This is a genomic window from Sulfurimonas sp., from assembly GCF_041583195.1.
In the GTDB taxonomy this organism is placed as follows: domain Bacteria; phylum Campylobacterota; class Campylobacteria; order Campylobacterales; family Sulfurimonadaceae; genus Sulfurimonas.
In genome coordinates this window covers 83,677-104,942 of the sequence record NZ_JBFHGL010000010.1, presented here as the reverse complement: position 1 = coordinate 104,942, position 21,266 = coordinate 83,677, and the positions used below count along the sequence as shown (strand labels likewise).

Here is a 21,266-nt window from a genome sequence, read left to right as displayed (position 1 = left end):
CCACTTCCACCATCTAGTGTATCATCGCCTATTTGTCCATATAGTAAATCGTTTCCTGTACCACCATCTAATACATCATTACCGTTCTGACCGTATAGCTTGTCATCTCCCTCATTTCCGTTGATTGTGTCATCACCGTCTCCACCGTAAATAGTGTCATTTCCATCAAGACCATTTACGACATTATCTTCAGCTCCATATCTTAAAGTATCGGCTTCTGAAGTACCATTTACTAAAATATCAGCAATATTTAACGTGCTTCCATTCTCAAACTCTATTAATTCAACTCTATTGTCTAAAGTTTTATACCAGTCTGTTACGGTGACTTTATCATTTAGTTCCTCAAAAGTTTTATCTTCCTCTTTTAGGGCTATTATTAGGTTGTCTCCATCTTTTTCATATATAATATCTTGTGCAGTTATATCTGTTCCAAACTTTATAGAATCTAACCCTGATTCATCAAATACACTGTCTTTTCCGTCTCCGCGGTTAAATATGTAAGTATCATTTCCGCTTCCTCCTGATATAGTGTCATTTCCTTCTCCACCTGTTATAGTGTCATTTCCAACTCCACTGTTGACAATATCGTCTCCGGCTTGAGCATTAATATTATCATCTCTAGAATCTAGTCCCGATATGGTGTCGTTTTTAGCTGTACCGATCAGACCTGCTATCTCTTCAACGCCTATTGTAGTTCCATCGGCAAATTCAAATGTTTCTATTCTAGAGCCAGATACAAACCAGTCTCTTATAGTTACTTTATCTTCCAGTCTATAAAAAGAACTGTCTCCATTTTTAAGACCAATTACCATTGTATTTCCATACTGTTTAGCAACTATGTCATCTTTTGTGATTCCATCTGTAAATCTTAAAGTATCACTTCCTGATGTGTCATAAATAATATCTTTACCGTCTCCTCTACCATAAACATATGTATCGTTTCCTGAAGCATCTCTAAGATAATCGTTTCCTTCTCCACCTTCTACAGTATCGTTACCGGAACCTGCATTAATATTATCTTCGCCTTTACCTCCGTTGATCGTATCGTTTCCATTTCCACCGTTTACGGTATCATCTCCAGCACCTGCTTCTATTTTATCGGCATATGAGCTTCCGTTTATAGTGTTGTTTTCAGAACCGTAAACATAGTATCTATTTGATGTCCAGCTATTATCAAAATTTACGCTTGGAAAAGTTTCTGTTTTAGTGATCTCAAGTTCTTCACCGTCACTAAAGATGATCTTCTCTATTCCTCTATTTTCATTTTTCCAGTCTTTTATAACTACATAATCTTTTAATTCATCATATGTGTCATGAGCACCTATAACTTCTATGATCAGGTTATCTCCATTAACACCTATATTTACATCACCTCTATTAATATCCGTCGAGAACATCAAAGTGTCATTACCGGCATTTATCTCTATAGAGTCTTTAGTAGCATAATCATCAACTATTACTTTAAAATCCCCGCGGTTATAAACATATATGTCATCGCCCACTTCACCTCTCATAATAGCACCAGGTTTACTAAAGAGGGTATCTTCTATATTTACATTTACAAACAATGCAGCTATATCACTACTTTGGAGTTTTGAACCATCACTAAACTCTAAACTTTCAACATTATTATCACCGTTGAACCAGTCCTTTAGAGTTATCTTGTCACTAAATTCATTGAAGTTTTTACCATCTTCTTTGATTGTTGCTATAAGGTTGTATCCATCTTGTTTAAAAACAATATCATCTTTGGTAATTCCGTCTCCAAAGCTAAGAGTGTCCGTTCCTCCAATATCTGAAATAGTATCCTTACCATCTCCTATATTGAAAATATATTTATCGTCTCCAAGTCCACCTTTTAAAACATCTGAACCTGTTCCACCAGTAAGTGTGTCATTACCAAGACCGGCATCTATAGTATCTGAACCATCACCTGCATCTATTGTGTCATGTCCTGTACCACTATCTACAGTATCATCTCCACTACCAGCATTTATAGTATCATTTCCTGCATTTGAGCTGATAGTATCATTACCGACTCCACCGTCTATAGTATCGTCTCCACTTCCACTAATTACTACATCATCTCCATCTAAAAGATTTACTTCAACACCCTTATCACCAAAGATTAGGTAATCATTTTCATTTGTACCTTTTTGAATGTCAGCTAAGTTTATTGCTGAGCCATCATCTAAAACTATATTTTCAACTCTTGTATTTAGATCTAACCAATTAGTTAAAGTTATCTTATCACTTAGATTTTCAAACGATACACCATCTTCTTTTAGTGCTACTACTAAGTCATTTCCTTGCGCTTTTATGATTATGTCATCTTGTGTTAATCCAGTTCCAAGTTGAAGAGTATCGTTACCTTTTGAATCTACTACAGTATCTTTACCGTCTCCTCGACCAAATATATATGTATCATTACCATATCCACCATCAAGTCTGTCTACTCCACTACCACCATGAAGCGTATCATCTCCATAACCTGCTTTTAAAGTATCATCTCCTAAATCACCATTAAGCAGATCATTACCGTCTCCACTCTCTACAATATCATTTCCGGCACCTGCATTTATGGTATCGTTACCAGAATTAGACTCTATGGTATCGTTTCCATCTCCACCATCTATAGTATCTGCACCATTACCTGTAATTACAACATCATCTCCTCCAAGTGCATCTACATTTATACCTTCATCACCATAAGTTAAGTAGTCATTCCCTTCTGTCGCACCTTGTATCTCTGTAAAACTTACAGAAGAACCGTCATTAAGAACTATGTTTTCAACTCTTTTGTTTACATCTAACCAGTCTTTTACAATGATCTTATCACTTAGATTTTCAAACTCTACACCATCTTCTTTTACAGCTATGATCATATCATTACCATTTGCAACCGCTATTAAGTCATCTTTTGTGATTCCATCGCCAAACTTTATAGTGTCGCTACCTGCATTTCCGTAACTATAACTATCAATGATCGTATCTTTCCCATCCCCACGGTTAAATACATAAGTATCATTTCCAAGTCCGCCTTGAAGGTTATCAGTACCTTCTCCACCGCTTAAAGTGTCATCTCCTCTACCTGCTAAAAGTGTATCTGAACCTGAACCACCATCTAAGCTGTCATTACCATCATTGGTTACTATGGTATCATTACCGCTACTGCCAGATATAGAGTCATTTCCACTACCCGTAGTTATGTTGTCATCGCCTGCCAAAGCATCAAGTGTAACACTAGAGTTACCAAATACTAAAGAATCACTTCCATCTGTTGCAGACTGCAAGTCTTCTATTTTTAAGATCGTTCCATCACTTAGTTTTATATTTTCAACTGCAGAATTTGGATTTGTTGCGTCTTTTATTGTTATGGAGTCATTCTCATTAATCGAAACTACTATATCTGAACCAACTATCGTTACATCTAGATCTTCTTGAGTAATTCCTTCTCCAAACTCTATAGTATCGTTACCTGCGTTTTTAGAAAGAGAATTGTTATATCCGTATTTGTAAGCATCTAAAATTGTGTCATGTCCATCACCTAAGTTATAAACATAAGTATCGTCTCCTAGTCCACCTTTAAGTGTATCTGAACCTGTTCCTCCTGTTATGGTGTCATTTCCACTTCCTGAACTTAGAGTATCGTTACCTTCTCCGCCAATAAGAGTATCGTTACCTGCATTTGTAGATATTACATCATCACCAGTTCCACCTGCTACAGTATCAGATCCGCTTCCTGTTGTCACAGTATCATTCCCGGCTCCTGCATCTACAGTTACTGCACTATCTCCATAAACTAGAGTGTCATCACTGTCTGTTGATGATTGAAGTGAAGCTATATCTATATTTGTTCCATCATTTAGCGTGATATTTTCTATTTTATTAGCTGGAAGTGTATAGTTTTTAAGAGTTATGCTTTCACCGTTATCTAAAGATATGATCAGGTCATTACCATCTGTTTTAGAGCTTAACATATCTAAGGTAATTCCATCGCCAAACTTCAAAGTATCGTTACCGATAGAATCTAAAATTGTGTCTGAACCGTCACCTAAATTATAAATGTAGGTATCATCACCGCTTCCACCATTAAGTGTGTCGTCACCTGTTCCACCTGTTAAAGTGTCATTTCCAGCTCCTGCGTCAATTGTGTCATTACCTGCTCCACCATCTATTACATCATCTCCTACAAGAGCATTAACTACGTCATTACCATCATAACTCCTGAGTGTTTCAGAAGCGTTTGTGAGAGTGATGGTGTTATCTGCATCATCCATAAAGTAGGTTTGTGCCACTTCTGCAAAGTTGAGCGTTGTCCCGTCTTTAAAGAGGATAGTTTCTATGCGGTACTGAGGTAAGAAGTACTCTTTTACAGTGATGCTATCCGTGTTTGATAGAGTAATGATGAGATCGTTATTGTTGGTATGGAGCGTTATTTCATCTTTTGAGATATCTACAAGTTTAAGGGTATCACTGCCCCCTTTGTCGTAGATGATGTCTGCTCCGTCACCTTTGCGATAGAGGATGACATCTGTACTGCTTCCTGTAGAGATGATATCATCGCCTTTTTCGCCTAAGATAGTTGTGTTATTACCTATGGATGTAATGAAGTCGTCTGTTTGGCTACCAACTATAAAGTTACCATTACCGTTAAAAATCATATCCTCATCAAACACGTGGAACTTACTTGTATCGAGTGTGAGAGCTGTTTGAATGTAAGTTTTATCAGGGCTCTCTTCAAGTGACTCCAAGAGTGATTGCATATCTTTTTGACGAAGATATTTTTGGATGAGGCTGGTGATGACTTTATCATCTGATGGGTAATTTGAAGTATGAATCCTAAAATCACTCTCTAAATGTTCTGATGTAACATGTATTTCATAAGAGATACTTCCAGCTTGTCCATTTGAACCATATGATTCTACTGTAACTATCTCATACTCATACGAATAGTTCATATACCTTCCTATCTGCATATTGAGCAGTTGGGCTAAGTAGGTTTTTTCTTGCAAGGAGTGTTCGTTACTATTGAAATACTCTGCTGCTTTTTGGAGCAGGAGTGCTCTATCATCTACGATAAACTTACTGCTATCTTTACTATAATGCGCACCATCAAGGTCAAACGCACTTTGAAGAGCAAAAGCTCCCTCATATCTATTGATAAATTCTCTTTGATAGTATGTGTTGTAGTAGTCAACTTGATTTGAAAGAATTACACTTGAAGTTGTAAGTGTTTCGTTAAGTGTTTCATTGGCATGTTGTTTGAAAGTTGCTTCAAGTCTTGCTTCTATGGCTGGGGTTTGGGTTGGGCTGTTGGTGAGTCTCTCTAGTATCCATACACGTTTGTCTATCTCTGCTAGGTTTACATCTCCTACTACATTGTACTTCTCTTTCATCGAGTCTATAAGCTCTGTGTAACCACTCCACATATCACTAAACTCTTCAAACCCCTCTGCAATAGCTTGGACACCTCCTGCTTGAAGTTCAAGTGCTTTTTCTTTAAGGGCATCGTTGGTGTTGTAAGATATGAAGCTATCCATGATGAGACCATAGCCTCTTAGCTGTGGTAAGAAAAGAGTATCTGGATCTACACTGTAGTCTGGTATAGTAGAGGTATCTACTGTAGTAAGGATAGGGTTATACTCTAAGTTTACATCTGCTACGAGTTCTTTGTTGTTTTGTGTATCGGTGTATTTGCTCGCTTGTGTGAGGGTTGCTCCGCCTAGGGTAATGTCGGTGTTTACATAGTTAAGGTCTATGCTTTTTACACCTATGTCTTTGAGGCTTTGGAGTTCGTCGGTTTGTGTGGTGCCGTCACCATTTGCATCCTTCCAGATTTGCAAGCGGTTGAAGAGTTCATCTTGTCTATCTATTTTTCCATCATGGTTGGAGTCTATAAGCTCTTTTAGTTCTTCAAAGCCGTTTTTTGTGAAGTTACCAAATACTTCATCGATTCCGTCTATCTTTCCACTTTCGTTTTTATCATAAACAAGTATGCCATCGTTTGGAGCTATCCAACTTACTCTCTCTTTTATGCCATCACCTGTAATGTCAAAGTAGGCGTTGGAGTCACTTAGCGCTACCGTGGAGATGAAACCGTCTTTGTCTGTGTCTAGGACTAATGGATCTCTTGGTGGTGGAGGTGGATTTAGAGGGTCTGGATCTGGATTAAAATCAGGATCAGTTGTATGATTATCATCACCTATACCATGATCGGTTTCATCATATTGTCTATCATCATTATAAGGGTCAGTTATTAGATCACCATCTAAAAGTGCCTCTAAAACTTTATCTGCCATATCATCAAGAGAACCACCTTCTAAGCCTATTTCTCTACCTTTTGCATTATTCCATAAATCCATATTTTTTTCTTCAGAGGGTTGATCATGAGTTAAATCTCCTCTAAGCTCATTAGCTATCCCTGCTAAATTGGCAATATATTCTCCATAATCTTGTGTCATTGCTGCACTTGTGTATGCATGCCTAAAAGCATCCCATTCACCATTATGAGCACTATTTGGATCTAAACCAAAACTTGTTGCATATCTATTTGAATCTTGCATATATCTGTTGTATATATCATCAAAATAACTCATCTTTTTTCTCCTAATGTAATATATTTTCGTTTATTTACTGTAGATAGATAAAAATATCCATCTTGAGATGTACTACACATTTCTTCTACAAAACTCTCAGGTAAATATTTACTTCTATTAGAACTAAAAATATCTATATTTGCTCGATGAAATTTAAGCAACTCTACTTTCTTGTTATTTAATACTACCAAGCTCCAAGCACCTTCATCATTAGCATATTCAATACTTTTTAAATACTCGTTCATTCTTTGTACTTCGCTAGTATTGTGTTCCTCGAATACTTCCCATCCATAAGGTGGAAGTACACATATTTTTTCATAGTTTTTTTCCAATAAATCAGTAACTTTTACAAACTTATTATTTTCCCACATATTTAAAAGTTTTATTTCAAGATGATTATTTTCTTCTTTACTTGCAGAACTTGAACATGCAGTTAAACCTATAATCAAACTAGATTTACAAAGCATTTGTAAAATATTCATTACGCCACCTCTCTTTTTAATTTAAATTCTATGTTATTTTGTACTAGATGCCATGATTTATTTTTGTATTTCAAGTGTCTCATATTCTCAAACCCCTCTGCAATAGCTTGAATACCTCCTGCTTGAAGTTCAATAGCTTTTTCTTTAAGAGCATCGTTGGTGTTGTAAGATATGAAGCTATCCATGATGAGACCATAACCTCTTAAAAATGGAAGAGTGCTAGATTCAGGGTACTCTGTGTAGTCAGGTATTGTAGATGTATCTATAGTTGTGATTCTACTGTCAAATGTAAGTTCCACATCTGCTGCCAGTTCAAGGTTACCGTTTTGGTCTGTGTATTTACCTGCTTCTGTAATAAGGTTACCGTTTACGTTTATGTTCGTACCTACTACATTAAGATCAATAGACTTTACACCTGCATCTTTTAAGCTGACCAGTTCATCTTCTTGGCTAATTCCATCTTGGTTTATGTCGTTCCATACTTTTAGTCTTGAGTATAGTTCATCTTGTCTGTCTATCTTACCATCATAGTTAGAATCAGCTATTTGACGTAGTTCCTCAAACCCTGTAGTTGTCGGGTTTCCAAATACTTCATCTATACCGTCTATTTTTCCGTTTTCATTTTTATCGTAAGCTACCAGTGCATCGTTTGGAGCTATCCAACCTACCTTTTCTTTTACACCATCCCCCGTAAGGTCAAAGTATGCACTAGAATCATCTAAAGATATAGTAGATATAAAACCATCTTTATCTGTGTCTAAAACTAAAGGATCACTCATTCCAGGTTGTGTTGGATCATATGGTGTTTGGTGTCCTTGCCCATTATTCGGATCATTTGGATACATATCTGAATGATCAGGTACGCCATCACCATCACTATCTGGGGATGCGTCATTTGGATATGGGTCTAAATTGTCTGGTATTCCATCACCATCACTATCTGCTTGTGAATTATTAGGTGGTTCTATTGAATTATCAAGCTCATTCATAAGCTCATCCATAAGTCTATTCATTTCATTTGTTCTATTTTCTAATAAATCATAGGTAGCTAATATTGGTTCTTTTATTGCTTGAAAAAAAGGTGCCATTAATGGAATCTCTGAACTATAAAAATCAATCCATGCTTCTAATGCATCTCTAGGTGTTTCTAATGGTGTACCAATATTTTCTTGAAAAACTTCAAGTTGTCCTCTTGCTATTTCTTCTCTAGTTGCCATTTTTATTTTCCTTTTTTTATGATATTTTTTACTTGATAAAAGTTCTCTTGACCTGCAGCATGTGCAGCAAGTTCACATAAATCTTTATATTTTTTACAAATTCCATTGCTGACAAATAATTCTGTAGCATCTACTTCACCTGTACTTGCTAGGTAAACAAATACATTTTTAAGTTCTTTTTTTGATGTTCTATTAATTAAACCTGCGTTAATCATTGCCGTAAAATATCTCATATTTTTATTGTGTACATACCTATACTTTAAACTTCGTCTCGCTTTATAAAGTAAGTCTGTTGATGGATGTTCTAACTTTGCACCACTTTTTTCTATAACTTTTAGGTATTCATTCATCATTAGCTGAGTCAATGTATCCTCATGTTTTGCAGTTATTACTATAGGATTAATATCAGAAGTTTGCTTTAATAAATTTTCAAAAACTTCAAAATTGTTGTATCGATAACTAGTATACAGTGGTGGGTATTTTGAATATCCATTTTGTATATCAGTTAATAAATTTGGATTCATCCCAGCATCTAGAAGCAGTTTGATGACTTCTGCACCATTTTTAACTGCTGAACAATGTAGTGATGCTTTTTCTGGAAATGTAAATTTCTCCTGACCAATTAATACTTCATAATTAAGGTCTGGACTATAAGTTAATAATAATTTTACAAACTCTATATTGATTTTATTTTCTTCAATTAGTATCAAGTCAATAGCTCTTGAACCATCTTTATCTGCACTATTAATAATCATTCTATTTTGTTCTAAATAAAACGTAACTTTTTCTACATCTTCATTATCAACTGCCTTTAGAAAATATTCAATCAATATCTCTTTTGCATCTTCATCGTTTTTCTCTAAACCTTTTTTAATCTCAGAATAGAATTCTTTGTAATTACCTTTGTCTACCTGTTCTTTTGCTAATGAATAATCATTGCCAGTAAATTGTTGTGCAACTACTACTATACTTAAAAGTAAGACTATACTTATTAACAATTTTTTCATCTACGCCACCTCTCTTTCTAAATTATTTGTTTCATATATATTTTTCATTCTATTCCTTTCACACATAATGCATCATAGTCCCTACAATGTATTTAGGTTTTTTCTTAACAGGGTTACCTTTATGTAACCAGTTCCACATAGCAGGAAAAAGTACCATATTGCCTTGTTTTGGTTTTACAGCTATTTGAAACTGAGGAAATTCAGTTTCTCCACCTTCATACTCATCGTTTAGGTATATAAAAGAAACTAAAAATCGTCTAGCAGTTTCTAAGTTCGTTACCTCTACATGTTCATCAAACCTTTCATTACTATCTGGCAAGTAGCGTTTCATTCTTATAGTTTCTAAGTTAAACTTTGTAGGCCATTGATATTCTTTTATGTTATGCTCTATTTTATAAGCAGCTATAGCTTGTAAAAAAAGTGATCGTAGTTGCTGGTTTTCTTTTTCAAACTCTTTATGGTTTGCTAGTTTTATTTGGGTAAATTGCATATGCCAGCCATCAGGAGACGATATATGTTCTTGTTCATGTAAGTTGTGATGTTTTTCAAACTTGTCAATTAGGTTTTGACAGTCTTTTTGTGAGAGTGTGTTTTCATAGAGAGTAATGTAGTTATTCATTAAAGAATATACGTCAATACATATGCATTATGTTGCATTATTTTTCCTCCCTTAAAAAAACTAACTAATTTTTTTATATTATCTAAGAGTTAAAAAAAATACAATTTAACATAAAAAGTTTTTAAAAAAATATCTCATATGAGTTATTTTGTAACATACAAACTTTAACAATTTTAGTTATTTCCAGTTTATTACTTTTTCTTATTTATATATTTTATTTACTACCAAAGCTCACATTTACCTGCTTCAACAGCAGTTGAATCTTTAGTAAAGTAGTGTTTTTGTTAAACGCTTTTATATTTGACTGTGCATCATCATACTTATTAATTTAAATTTAACTGACTAAAATCCTAAAGTATTAATTAAGTATATCATCACTTAATTATTATCTTTTTTATAAACTAAAGTAAGTATTTTTTTAAATCATCTATACTGAGAGGTTTTGAGTAAAAGTAGCCCTGTATCTCATCACAGCCGTTTTCTCTTAAGAACTCTTTTTGTTTTTCATTCTCAACACCTTCGGCAGTCAGCTGTATATTAAACGTTTTTGCAAGAGCAATAATAGCTTTAGCAACGCCTACGCTTTTTGATGAATGAGGAAGTTCATCTACAAAAGATTTATCTATTTTTAAACGTGTTACAGGCAGTTGTTGTATATAACTTAATGATGAATACCCTGTACCAAAATCATCAATAGCCAAGAATATACCCATATCCCTAAATTTGTTCAACATTTCCAAAGTGCTTTTTTCATCAGTAGCAATATAACTTTCAGTAATCTCTATCTCAAGTTTTTTAGCCTCTATACCTGTTGTTTGCATAACATTTTTTATAGTAGAGAGCATATCACTGTATAGAAGTTGAATACTTGAAATATTAATACTCAAATGTCCTATATCAAAACCTTCTTTTTGAAGATTCATAAAATCTTCGCATGCCTTTCTTGCTATCCATTCTCCAAGAGGTATTATCATATGACTCTCTTCAGCTAAAGATATAAATTGATCAGGTCTTATAGCCCCCATTGAAGAACTGTTCCATCTTACCAACGCTTCTACACCTGCAACTTTACCAGTCTCAATAGATACTTTAGGCTGATAAACAACAGAAAACTCTTCATAATCTTTTATCGCATTTTTTAGTGCATTCAGCATAGTTGTTCTGTTTTCTATATAGCTTGATAGTTCATTTGTAAAAAAGCTAAAACTATTTCTTCCTTCATTTTTTGTTTTATACATAGCTAAGTCAGCATTTTTAAGTAAAACCATAGTATCATCTCCATCATCAGGGTAGACAGATATACCTATACTTGCTGTAGAACTTATTTCATGTCCGTTACAATCAAATGGTAACTGAAAAGCTCCGACAAGCTTTGTCATTATAACTTCAAGGTCATTTTTATGTTTAATCCCTTCAAATAGAATATTAAATTCATCACCACCTATTCTTGCAACAGTATCAACGGAACGCATTAAAGTTTTTAACCTGTTTGCTACTGCTTGTAAAAGAGTATCACCTATGTCATGCCCTAAAGTATCATTGACTTGTTTAAACTGATCAAGATCTAAAAAAGCTACTGCTAACATTGTTTTGTCTCTTTTTGCATGATACAGAGCATGATGGAGTCTGTCTATGAACAGTCTACGGTTAGGTAAAGATGTTAATGAGTCATGTTCAGAAAGAAATGTAAGATTTTTTTTAGATTCTAATAGTTCAGATTCTCTTTTGTTGATCGTTGTAGCTAAATTATTTATATTTTTTGAAATAAGCCCTAACTCATCATGTGTATTTACAGTTGATGAAGGTGTATAGTCCCTGTTTTCAATTTTATTTATTTGACACATAACCTTCTCTAAAGGTTTAAATAAACGTTTTCTAAAGATCATCTGTAAAACAGTAATAGATACAACAGCAACTATCAACATAATAATTAAAAATTGAAAACGACTCTCTGTTAAAGCTTTTTGCAGCATATCTTTATCTAGCTTTAACATCAAATGGACATATCTCTCATCGTCTGAATCTGTTTTTATCTTAAAAATTGAATAAAAGCTGTCTTGTGTTTGCTCTACAGGTATGTTGTTAAAATCTAAAGCACCTAATAGATTATGACCTTTTGATTGGTCTATATTATCAACAAATGAGACATCAATTTTAATATCGTTCGAAATTTTCTTTAGATATTTCTCTCCTATTTTGTAAGAGATCTCCATATGAGAATGTAGATTTTTAGAACCGTTATTATGAACTGAATAGTGTGATTTTAAATATAACTCATTGTTAGCAACATGATAGGTAACTGTACTTTTTTCTTGTACGTCTTTTACCTTATAAAAAGCAACGTGATGAAACGGCATCAGCTTATACTCTTTTAGTTTTGTCTTTTTATATTCATTGTCCGTATCATTTTTTTCGTATAAAACCATACTAGCATTTTCATCATAAGAAATAAAATACATTTTGTAGACTTCATCTTTTTTTATTACATAAGATATAAGATCACCGTTTTTATCATATATAGCTATATCATTGTTTAAAGACAGTTTCACTTTATTAAGCAACATATTTGCTATTATTTTTTTTTCCTCATCAAGAAGAATCGAATTGTAGTTTTGTTTATCCTGATAGTTATTGACAAGGCTTATAGAGCTGATCATATACTTATCTGAACGAATCTGTTCTACACTTCTTTTTAGTTCATTTTCTATATCTATAATATCTGAATGGAGTCTTTCATAACCGTGTTTCATCTGAACTTTTGTATTTTCAAGATAATTATTTTTCAAAAAATAATCTATAAACACTCCAATAACAAATACAACTATAAGTAAAATTATAAGTATTATTATAGATATGAATTTTTTAAGACTTATACTTTTAAACATTTAAAAAACTGGCTTTACAATCTCTACGTTATCTTTTGTAACAAGTTTAACAGGAATAACTATATGTTTTTTCACTTTCTTTCCAGACATAACTTTAATTGCCACATCTATAGAATCATCTCCACCAAGTGGGAAAAGAACTGAACCTGTCTGTGTACCTTTTCTTATAGCTTCTCTAGCTTCACTTGTGTAATCACATCCAACTGTTATTATAGATGCCGGATCAATTTTATGTCTAAGTAATGCTGATCTTGCACCGCTAACCATACTATCGCTCTCAGAAAAAATTGCATCTACCTTGATGCCATCAGATAAAAGTTTTTCCATCTCTACAATTGCATCTCTTCTTAGATAGTTTCCTGTTCTTTTTATAACTTCAATACCTTTATGCTTAGATATTTCATCCATAAAACCTTTGGAACGCAACTGTGTTACATCTGCTTTTTGGAGACCTTCAAAAAGTAAAACCTTACCCTTCCCTTTCAATCTTTTAGCAATATACTTAGCTCCTATAGAGCCTATTTTTATATTGTCTGAATTTATAAAAGTTGTATAATCATCTCCATTTATTCCCCTGTCTAAAATGATAACTATTATTCCACTATCATGTGCTTTTTTAATAACAGGAACTACTGCGTCTGCATCGTTAGTTCCAACTATAAGCACATCCACTTTTTGCTTTATAAAACGATCTATTTGAGCAATTAATAGAGCTGTTCTGCCATTTGCATTACTATATACGAAGTTTATGTTGCTGTGTTTTTCAGCAGCCTCTTTTGCTTCCATCACTTGTGCTTTTCTATAGTCATTTGCTAGAGTATCTTGAGCAAAAGCTATTGTTTTAATATCTTGAGAATACAGTGAAGTACAAACTAAAAGAAGAAATAAGAGTTTCGAATAGATTTTGTTCAATAACATAATAAATATCACCCTTTTTTATAGTTATTTTATGTTTTAACTATTATATAACATTATCCTGAATAAAGACTTGAATCAAGCAACCTTTTTTCTAAACATTAACGTAGCTGCACTTAAAGATATAAATCCTAAAATCAGCATAGGTATTATAAGTGTTAAAGCTATATCATACCCAATATCCTTTAAAAAAACACCTTTTAGAAGAATTAAAAAATATTTTAATGAAACTATATCTGTAAAAGGTATAAGCCACTCAGGCATGTTCTCAACAGGTGTTGCAAAACCAGACATCAAAATATAAGGTACTAAAAGTACAAATGCACCGAGTATCCCCTGTTGTTGAGTCGATACAATGGATGATATAAACAGTCCAAGTCCTACAATAGAGAATAAAAACGAAATCATCCCTATTAAAAGAATAAAGAATGAACCTACAAAAGGTACTCCAAAAAGAACGACACTTAGCGTAAAGATCACAAATGCATCCACTATACTTATTAAAAGCGGTGGAATCGTTTTACCTATAATCAATGCAGTCGAAGACAAAGGTGTTACCATGATCTGCTCAAAAGTTCCAAGTTCTCTCTCCCTTGCTACAGATAGAGCTGTCAGTAACAGAGCGACTATCATCGATATTGTCCCAATTAGACTAGGAAGTATCCACCAAAAGTTATCAAGATTAGGGTTATATAGATTTCTGTTTACAATAATGTTTTGTTGAACGTATGAGCTATTAAATGTTGTATTTATTGCATTTTGAATATAGCTTTGAGTTATTTGAGCAGTATTAGACTTTCTGCCGTCAGCTATGATCTGTATAGTTGTTTTTCTTTTGCTTTGAATACTTTTAGAAAACTCTTGTGGTATATGTATCACGGCTATAACTTTTTGCGTGTCTATGGCTTTTTGAATATCTTTTTGAGAATCTATCCTATAAACATTTGTAAAACTGTTACTGTATTGCAGTGCTCTAATCAACTCTTGGCTTTTAACACTGTTATCTCTGTCTATTATACCTATGCTTATATTTTTTACTTCAAGAGTAACGGCAAATGAGAATAAGAAAAGCTGCAATATCGGAGGTACTATTATAATTATTCTGGACTTTTTATCACTCCATATTGCAAGGAACTCTTTTTTCATCAAGGCTAATAGTTGGTTTAAAAACACTCTCATCAGTCAAGCCTTTTTCTGGTAACTTTTATTATCATTGAGAATAAAACAACACCTACAACTACCATAGCCGCAACATTTGAGATGATAACTTCATATACGTTTCCAGTCAAAAACAGTGTTTGAAGAATCTCTACAAAATACCTTGCAGGCAATGCATATGTAATGATCTGAAGCCACTGAGGCATAGAACTTATTTGAAATATAAAACCTGAGAGTAAAAATGCAGGTAAAAACCCTACAATCAAAGAAGCTTGAGCAGCTACAAACTGGTTTTTTGATATTGTAGATATCAACAGTCCCAGACTCAGTGCCGGAAACAGATATATTGAAGAAGTTATAAAAAGTAAAAAGTATGATCCGCGAAACGGTATGTCAAACCATCCGATCGCTATAACTACACAAAGAAGTGTTGACATAAGTCCAAGTATAAAATACGGCATTATCTTTCCCAAAACCAACTCTGTTATGGTAATAGGCGTTGACATAATGGCTTCCATAGTGTTTCTCTCCCACTCACGAGAGACTACAAGTGCCGTTAGAAGAGTACCGATCAGTGTCAGTATAATAGCAATAGACCCTGGCAGTAAAAAGTACTTGCTAACAAGCGGTGCATTAAACCAGTAGCGTGTTTGTATATCTATGTTTACGATATTTGCATTATCTATCAGACCTTCTTGAACAAGCCAGTTTTGCCACAAACCGTTTGTATATTTTTGAACATATCCGGCAATGTTTGGCTCAGTGCCATCTGCCAAGATCTGTATACTTGGTTTACCTTTTGCTATGTCTTTTGCAAAGGTTGAAGGTATTATGACAATAGCGCGTATTTTTCCCTCTTGTATCTTCTTCTCAAAATATCGTCTATCATTGTTTACCTCTACATCAAAACTTTTTGAATTGTAAAATGAGTGTAGAAGTGAAGATGAATACTTTGAGTGTTTTTCTATAACTAAACCCATAGGGATATTTTTTGAGTCAAGACTTATAGCATATCCCATTAAAAAAAGCAGTATCAAAGGCAACACTACAGCTATAAGTATAGAACTTGGATCACGTACAATTTGCAGAGTCTCTTTTATAAAAAGTGCATTGAATCTATTTAGCTTCATTCTCATCTCTTTTAATAAGCTCTATAAATGCATCCTGCATAGTTGCATTCTCAGATATCTGATGTGTTAGGTTATGTGGTGTATCTTTAGCTATAGCTTTGCCTTTATATATTAGAGCTATATTGTCACAATACTCTGCTTCCTCCATAAAATGCGTTGTAACCATTATAGTTACACCTTTTTGAACCATTGTGTATATATGATTCCAAAACTCTCTACGGGTCAGTGGATCAACACCGCTTGTAGGCTCATCCAAAAACAGTATGCTTGGATTATGCATAATTGCACAGGCTAATGAAAGACGTTGTTTATATCCCAAGGGCAGGTCTTTTGAAGGCATATTTTTATACTTTCTCAGATCAAATATATCAAGCATCTTCTCTATTGTACTTTTTTTATGCTCACCCATAAGCTCATATACGCCTGCAAAAAACTTTAAATTTTCAAATACCGATATATCTCCATAAAGTGAAAACTTTTGCGACATATACCCTATCTTCGCACGTGCCTTTAGCGATGATTTTTCAAAACTGTATCCTAGTATATTAGCTTCTCCGCTTGTCGGTTTAAGAAGTCCGCAAAGCATCTTAAATATTGTAGATTTTCCCGCACCGTTTGGTCCGAGAAGTCCAAAGATCTCACCTTTTTTTATGGAAAAGCTGATATTGTCCGCCGCTGTAAAACTGCCGAATTGTTTACTAAGATGATCAACTTCTATAACATACTCGCTATCAAGTTCAACAGGTTTTATAAAATTCTCAAGAGGTGAACTGCCGTTTGAGTCTACACCCAATATATTCATAAATCCGTCTTCAAATGTAGGTTCGATCTCAGATATGGAACAATTTAGTGCTTCTAGTTTATCAAAAGGTGGAAGAGTTTTAGTATCGTCTGTCATAAGCTTAATACTCTCACCAAGTATGATCCCGTCTTTTATATACGGATATGAAAGTGCGAGCTGAAGTGTCTTTCTTTTGTCTTTAAAATCACCCCTTAGAAGATATGTTTTACCTTTCATACGCTCTTTTAAAAGACTTGGGATCCCGTTAAATAATATCTCTCCTTCATTTAAAAGTATAACTTCATCACAAAGCTCGGCTTCATCAAGATAAGCAGTACTCCAAACTACACTTACACCTTCATTTGTAAGATTTTGAACCATCTCCCACAACTCTTTTCTAGATATTGGATCAACTCCAACCCCAGGCTCATCAAGAAGTAAAAGTTTAGGCTTTTTTATAAGCGAGCAGGCAAGACCGAGTTTTTGCTTCATACCACCAGATAAGTTTGATGCCAAGAAATCATGGAAATTTACCAAGTTTGTAAACTCTAGAAGCTCATCAACTCTTTGGTTTATTAACTCTTTTTGAATTGACTGAAGATTTGCATAGAGATTCATATTTTCTCTTACACTAAGGTCTTCATAAAGTCCAAACTTTTGAGGCATGTATCCTATAAGTTCTTGTATATTTTTCTTTGATGTTTTAAGGTCATACCCAAGAACGCTGATCTCATCTGCTTCAAACTCTAAAAGTCCGGATAATATACGAATAAGAGTTGTTTTTCCTGCACCGTCTGGTCCGACTAAACCTGTTATTTTGTTTGCTCTAACGCTAAAGCTTGCATCTGTTAATGCAGTTTGTTTTTTAAAGGACTTGTTTAATCTCTTTACCGAAACTATAGACATATCTATTCATCAAATTTTATGTTTGGAAATGTAATGGTAACAGGCATCCCCTGTTTTATACTATCATCATAATTATCCAGAACTATCCTAAATCTATAAACCAGATCCGTTCTTAGTTCTTCTGTTTGAACTGTTTTTGGAGTAAACTCTGCTATAGGAGATATAAAGCTTACCCTCCCCTCATAAGTTTGTCCGTTATCTGTATATATTTTGGCTTTTTCTTCTACTTTTATTTTTCCCAAGTACTTTTCACTTATGTAGCTTCTAACCCAATATTCATCATCTTTGGCTATCTCTACAACATACTGGCTAGGAGAAACAATAGAACCAGCTTCGTAAACTCTTGTTATAACGGTACCGTTTGTAGGGGAGATGAGTGTTGTATCTTCTAAGTTGATTTTATTAAGATTTCTTTGTGCTTGTAATGCCGATAAATTTGCTTTTGCACTTAAAATATCTTCTTTTTCATATCCGTTTTGAAGCATATCTAGCGAGTTTTTTGCATACAAATAAGATGCCTCGCTAGACTCGTAAGCTGCTTTTGCATCATCATACTTTTGTTCGCTTATAGCCTTTTTAAGATACAGGTTTTTTGATCTGATGTAATCTTTTTTAAGTCTGTCACGTTCTACTTTAGTCTGTAGCAGTTGAGCTTTTGACTTCTCAATTTCCTCATCTCTATAGCCTTTTTCAAGCTTAGCTATTTTTGCTTTTTGCATCGATATTTGCGCATCAATTTGATTTAAGTACTCTTTATAAGGTGCATTATCAAGCTGTGCTATAACCTGACCTTTTTTAACCTTTTGACCCTCATCAAAGTTAATACTCTCTAACCTGCCAGAGACCCTAAAAGCCAAAGATACAGTTCTTATATCTACGTTTCCGTAAAACTTATGTTCTTTATCATTCGAATTGAAACATCCACTAAAAGAAAAGATTATCAAAATAGTCAGGAAAAGGTTTTTAAGTATCATTATATCCCTTTGTAAACAGCTAATATCAAGTTTAACTATATAAACTTAAATCTAATTTTATTGATTAAAAATCCTCTAGTTTAAATACCTCATATGCTACTTCTTCATAAGGATGTACATCTTTTAATGTTTCAACAGCTTTTTTAATCAAATCATCACTGCAGATCATCTCAATCTTATACTCTTCTAGTACTTCAAGCTTATCTACTTCACCTATACTTGGATTTGCATTTTGCATAGGTTTAAACTGCCCATGACCCAAAGTCTCCCATGAACAACATTCATAGTTTCCTATCTTTCCCACACCTATATCAAAAAGAGCTTTTTTTGTCTTCTCTTTTGTTTCAGTTGGAACAAAATAGTTTAACTTATACATCGCTAGACACCTTTTTTATAAGGCGCATTGCTCTTATTTGAGAATCTACTATTTTATCTATATCTATATTTTGAGTTAAGCCAAGCTTTATCAGCTTCTCTTTTCTCGTAGAATCAGCAACAATATATACGTCACTTCCACTACTTTTTAGTTTTTCTATAGTTTCACTTAAAGCATATATTGCAGAGAGATCCATAAAAGATACATTACTACAGTCAAGTACAACGTTCTTAACATTGTAGATCTTATCTACTTTATCAAGTATAAACGATGTAGAACCAAAAAAGAAAGGACCTTTTATATTGACTATTCTTACCTGACCGTCTTTGAAAATTCTATCGTCTTTATCCTCTTGTATCTCTTCACCTGTTATATTGACATCGCTCTCTTGTATAAGCCTGTGTATGATCAGCAATGCTGATAATGCCACACCTACTCCAACTGCAATTATCAGATCAATAAACACGGTCAAAACAAAGACGCTTAGCATTACCCAGATGTCATACTTAGGTATTATTTTTAGCTGTTTTAACATCTTGTAGTCAAAAATATCAAAACCTACTTTTATAAGTATTCCGGCTAACACAGGCATCGGTATCTTACTTGCAAGCGGAGCAAAAACCAGCAATATCAATAGTAAAAATACTGAGTGAAACATACCTGAAGTTTTTTTTGTAGCTCCGCTTTTTATGTTTGAAACTGTACGCATTGTAGCACCAGCACCTGGAAGACCTCCAAAAAGTGAAGCTATCATATTACCTACACCCTGACCTATAAGTTCTTTGTTTGAATCATGTTTATCTTTTGTGAGTGAATCTGCTACAAGCGAAGTTAAAAGTGAGTCAATTGTCCCAAGTACTGCTAAAGTAAGAGCAGATACTAAAACAAAAGAGATAGAGTGCATATCGAAACTAAACTCTACAAAACTAGGAAGTCCCGTAGGTATATCACTCACATAAGTTATATCCATTTGGAACATATTTGCTACAAATGAAAGTAATAGCAGTGCAATTAGAGGTGACGGCACTCTGTTTGTAATTTTTTTAGGTAATGAATATAAGATCAATAATGTAGCTATAGTTAACAATAATGCTTGCGGATTAAGGTTTAAAAAACTGTGAGGCAAACTAAGTAATGAATCCATAACTGATGAATTTGCTTCCAAACCTAAAGCTATGTTGATTTGAAGTAAAATTATGATCAAACCAATACCGTTCATAAAACCTGATATTACAGGGTATGGAATAAAACGTACAAATTTTCCGACTTTTAAAAGTCCCAAAACAACTTGAAAAACACCGGCTAGTAAAAAAGTGGTAAATATAAGTGGTAAGTTAGCTCCAAAAACAGCTACGACAGATGCAGAAACTACTGTCATAGGTCCAGTCGGACCTGAAATTTGTGTTTTTGTTCCACCAAATAATGAAGCAAAAAAACCTAAGAATATCGCTCCGTAAATCCCTGCACTAGCACCTAGTCCACTGGAGATTCCAAATGCTATGGCTAATGGAAGAGCAACAATAGCGGCAGTAAGTCCACCAAATAAATTATTCATAGTTATCCTAAAATTTTTTTGATATTATACCGCCTAATTCAGAAATTAAATTTTTTTTAAAAAAACTCTTATACAGCACCCATAAGTTGTTTTGAACTCTCACCAACTAGTTCTAACATCTCTTCGTATGATTTAGCAGCTTCTTTAACATCATTGTCTAAGATCTCTTCGTAAACTTTTTCGATTTTTTCAGCAGCGTCAAGTTTTTTCATATCACCTTTTTCAAGATCAGCTAACTCTAAAATCTCGTTCCATACTGAACTCTCATCAAGCATAATCGCAGTGAACTCAACACCTTCGTAAGTGAATGTACCATTTCCGTCTAAGTCAGTTACGAATAAAACATTTACAGAATCAGGAGTAAAAAACTCTTTGTATTTTTCAAACATTGGTACGAAGTGGTTAAAGCTTTCTAGTTCACAAGTTAAGAACTTGATTCCGCTGTCATCACTAACCATGATAACTTGCTTTAATTGAATTTTTGGAGGTAGTTTTCTATCTGGTGATAGTTGTTTACCCTCTTCTACGATTAATGCACCTCTATAACCGTTTAATCCATCACTTAAAACATCATTGAATGACGGTTGCCAATCTAGCTCATTGCTTTTTACATATTCCATAACTTTAGACATGGTATTCCTTAAATAATAATTTGCTAAAGC

The 21,266-nt window shown here is 33.9% G+C and carries 14 protein-coding genes; all 14 read right to left on the bottom strand.

What is annotated here, in order from left to right:
• Positions 1-6,599, bottom strand: a 6,599-nt coding sequence (locus ABZA65_RS09855; protein ID WP_373073162.1) for a beta strand repeat-containing protein, incomplete at its 3' end; no start/stop codon positions are given.
• Positions 6,596-7,081, bottom strand: a complete 486-nt coding sequence (locus tag ABZA65_RS09850) for a hypothetical protein (RefSeq protein ID WP_373073160.1) — start codon at positions 7,079-7,081, stop codon at positions 6,596-6,598. The genes ABZA65_RS09850 and ABZA65_RS09855, both read right to left, overlap by 4 nt.
• Entirely contained in the window at positions 7,081-8,298 is a 1,218-nt protein-coding gene (locus tag ABZA65_RS09845) for a hypothetical protein (protein ID WP_373073158.1), read from the bottom strand. Before ABZA65_RS09845 ends, ABZA65_RS09850 begins: the two co-directional genes overlap by 1 nt.
• A gap of 2 nt (positions 8,299-8,300) precedes the next feature.
• Positions 8,301-9,305, bottom strand: coding sequence for a hypothetical protein (locus ABZA65_RS09840; protein ID WP_373073156.1), 1,005 nt, complete (start codon positions 9,303-9,305; stop codon positions 8,301-8,303).
• A 58-nt stretch (positions 9,306-9,363) separates the two neighbouring features.
• Entirely contained in the window at positions 9,364-9,924 is a 561-nt protein-coding gene (locus tag ABZA65_RS09835) for a 2OG-Fe(II) oxygenase (RefSeq protein WP_373073154.1), read from the bottom strand.
• A gap of 401 nt (positions 9,925-10,325) precedes the next feature.
• Entirely contained in the window at positions 10,326-12,710 is a 2,385-nt protein-coding gene (locus tag ABZA65_RS09830; protein ID WP_373073152.1) for a putative bifunctional diguanylate cyclase/phosphodiesterase, read from the bottom strand.
• Between the two features lie 99 nt (positions 12,711-12,809).
• Entirely contained in the window at positions 12,810-13,727 is a 918-nt protein-coding gene (locus ABZA65_RS09825; protein WP_373073150.1) for a substrate-binding domain-containing protein, read from the bottom strand.
• Between the two features lie 75 nt (positions 13,728-13,802).
• Positions 13,803-14,903 (bottom strand): ABC transporter permease, encoded by a 1,101-nt coding sequence (locus ABZA65_RS09820; protein WP_373073148.1) that lies wholly within the window; start codon positions 14,901-14,903, stop codon positions 13,803-13,805.
• Complete coding sequence (locus ABZA65_RS09815; RefSeq protein WP_373073146.1) at positions 14,903-16,012, bottom strand: ABC transporter permease; 1,110 nt, start codon at positions 16,010-16,012, stop codon at positions 14,903-14,905. The genes ABZA65_RS09820 and ABZA65_RS09815 overlap by 1 nt, the downstream gene beginning before the upstream one ends.
• On the bottom strand, positions 15,999-17,699 hold the full coding sequence (locus ABZA65_RS09810; RefSeq protein WP_373073144.1) for an ATP-binding cassette domain-containing protein: 1,701 nt from the start codon (positions 17,697-17,699) through the stop codon (positions 15,999-16,001). Before ABZA65_RS09810 ends, ABZA65_RS09815 begins: the two co-directional genes overlap by 14 nt.
• 2 nt (positions 17,700-17,701) lie before the next feature.
• The gene (locus tag ABZA65_RS09805) at positions 17,702-18,673 is read right to left on the bottom strand and encodes an efflux RND transporter periplasmic adaptor subunit (protein ID WP_373073142.1); all 972 of its coding nucleotides are present in this window, start codon (positions 18,671-18,673) and stop codon (positions 17,702-17,704) included.
• Between the two features lie 64 nt (positions 18,674-18,737).
• Positions 18,738-19,049 carry an NGG1p interacting factor NIF3 gene (locus tag ABZA65_RS09800; protein WP_373073140.1) on the bottom strand — a complete coding sequence of 104 codons (312 nt, stop codon included), beginning with the start codon at positions 19,047-19,049 and terminating at the stop codon, positions 18,738-18,740.
• Positions 19,042-20,604 (bottom strand): SulP family inorganic anion transporter, encoded by a 1,563-nt coding sequence (locus tag ABZA65_RS09795; protein WP_373073139.1) that lies wholly within the window; start codon positions 20,602-20,604, stop codon positions 19,042-19,044. Before ABZA65_RS09795 ends, ABZA65_RS09800 begins: the two co-directional genes overlap by 8 nt.
• Before the next feature lie 68 nt (positions 20,605-20,672).
• Entirely contained in the window at positions 20,673-21,236 is a 564-nt protein-coding gene (locus ABZA65_RS09790) for a hypothetical protein (RefSeq protein WP_373073137.1), read from the bottom strand.
• Positions 21,237-21,266: the final 30 nt, after the last annotated feature.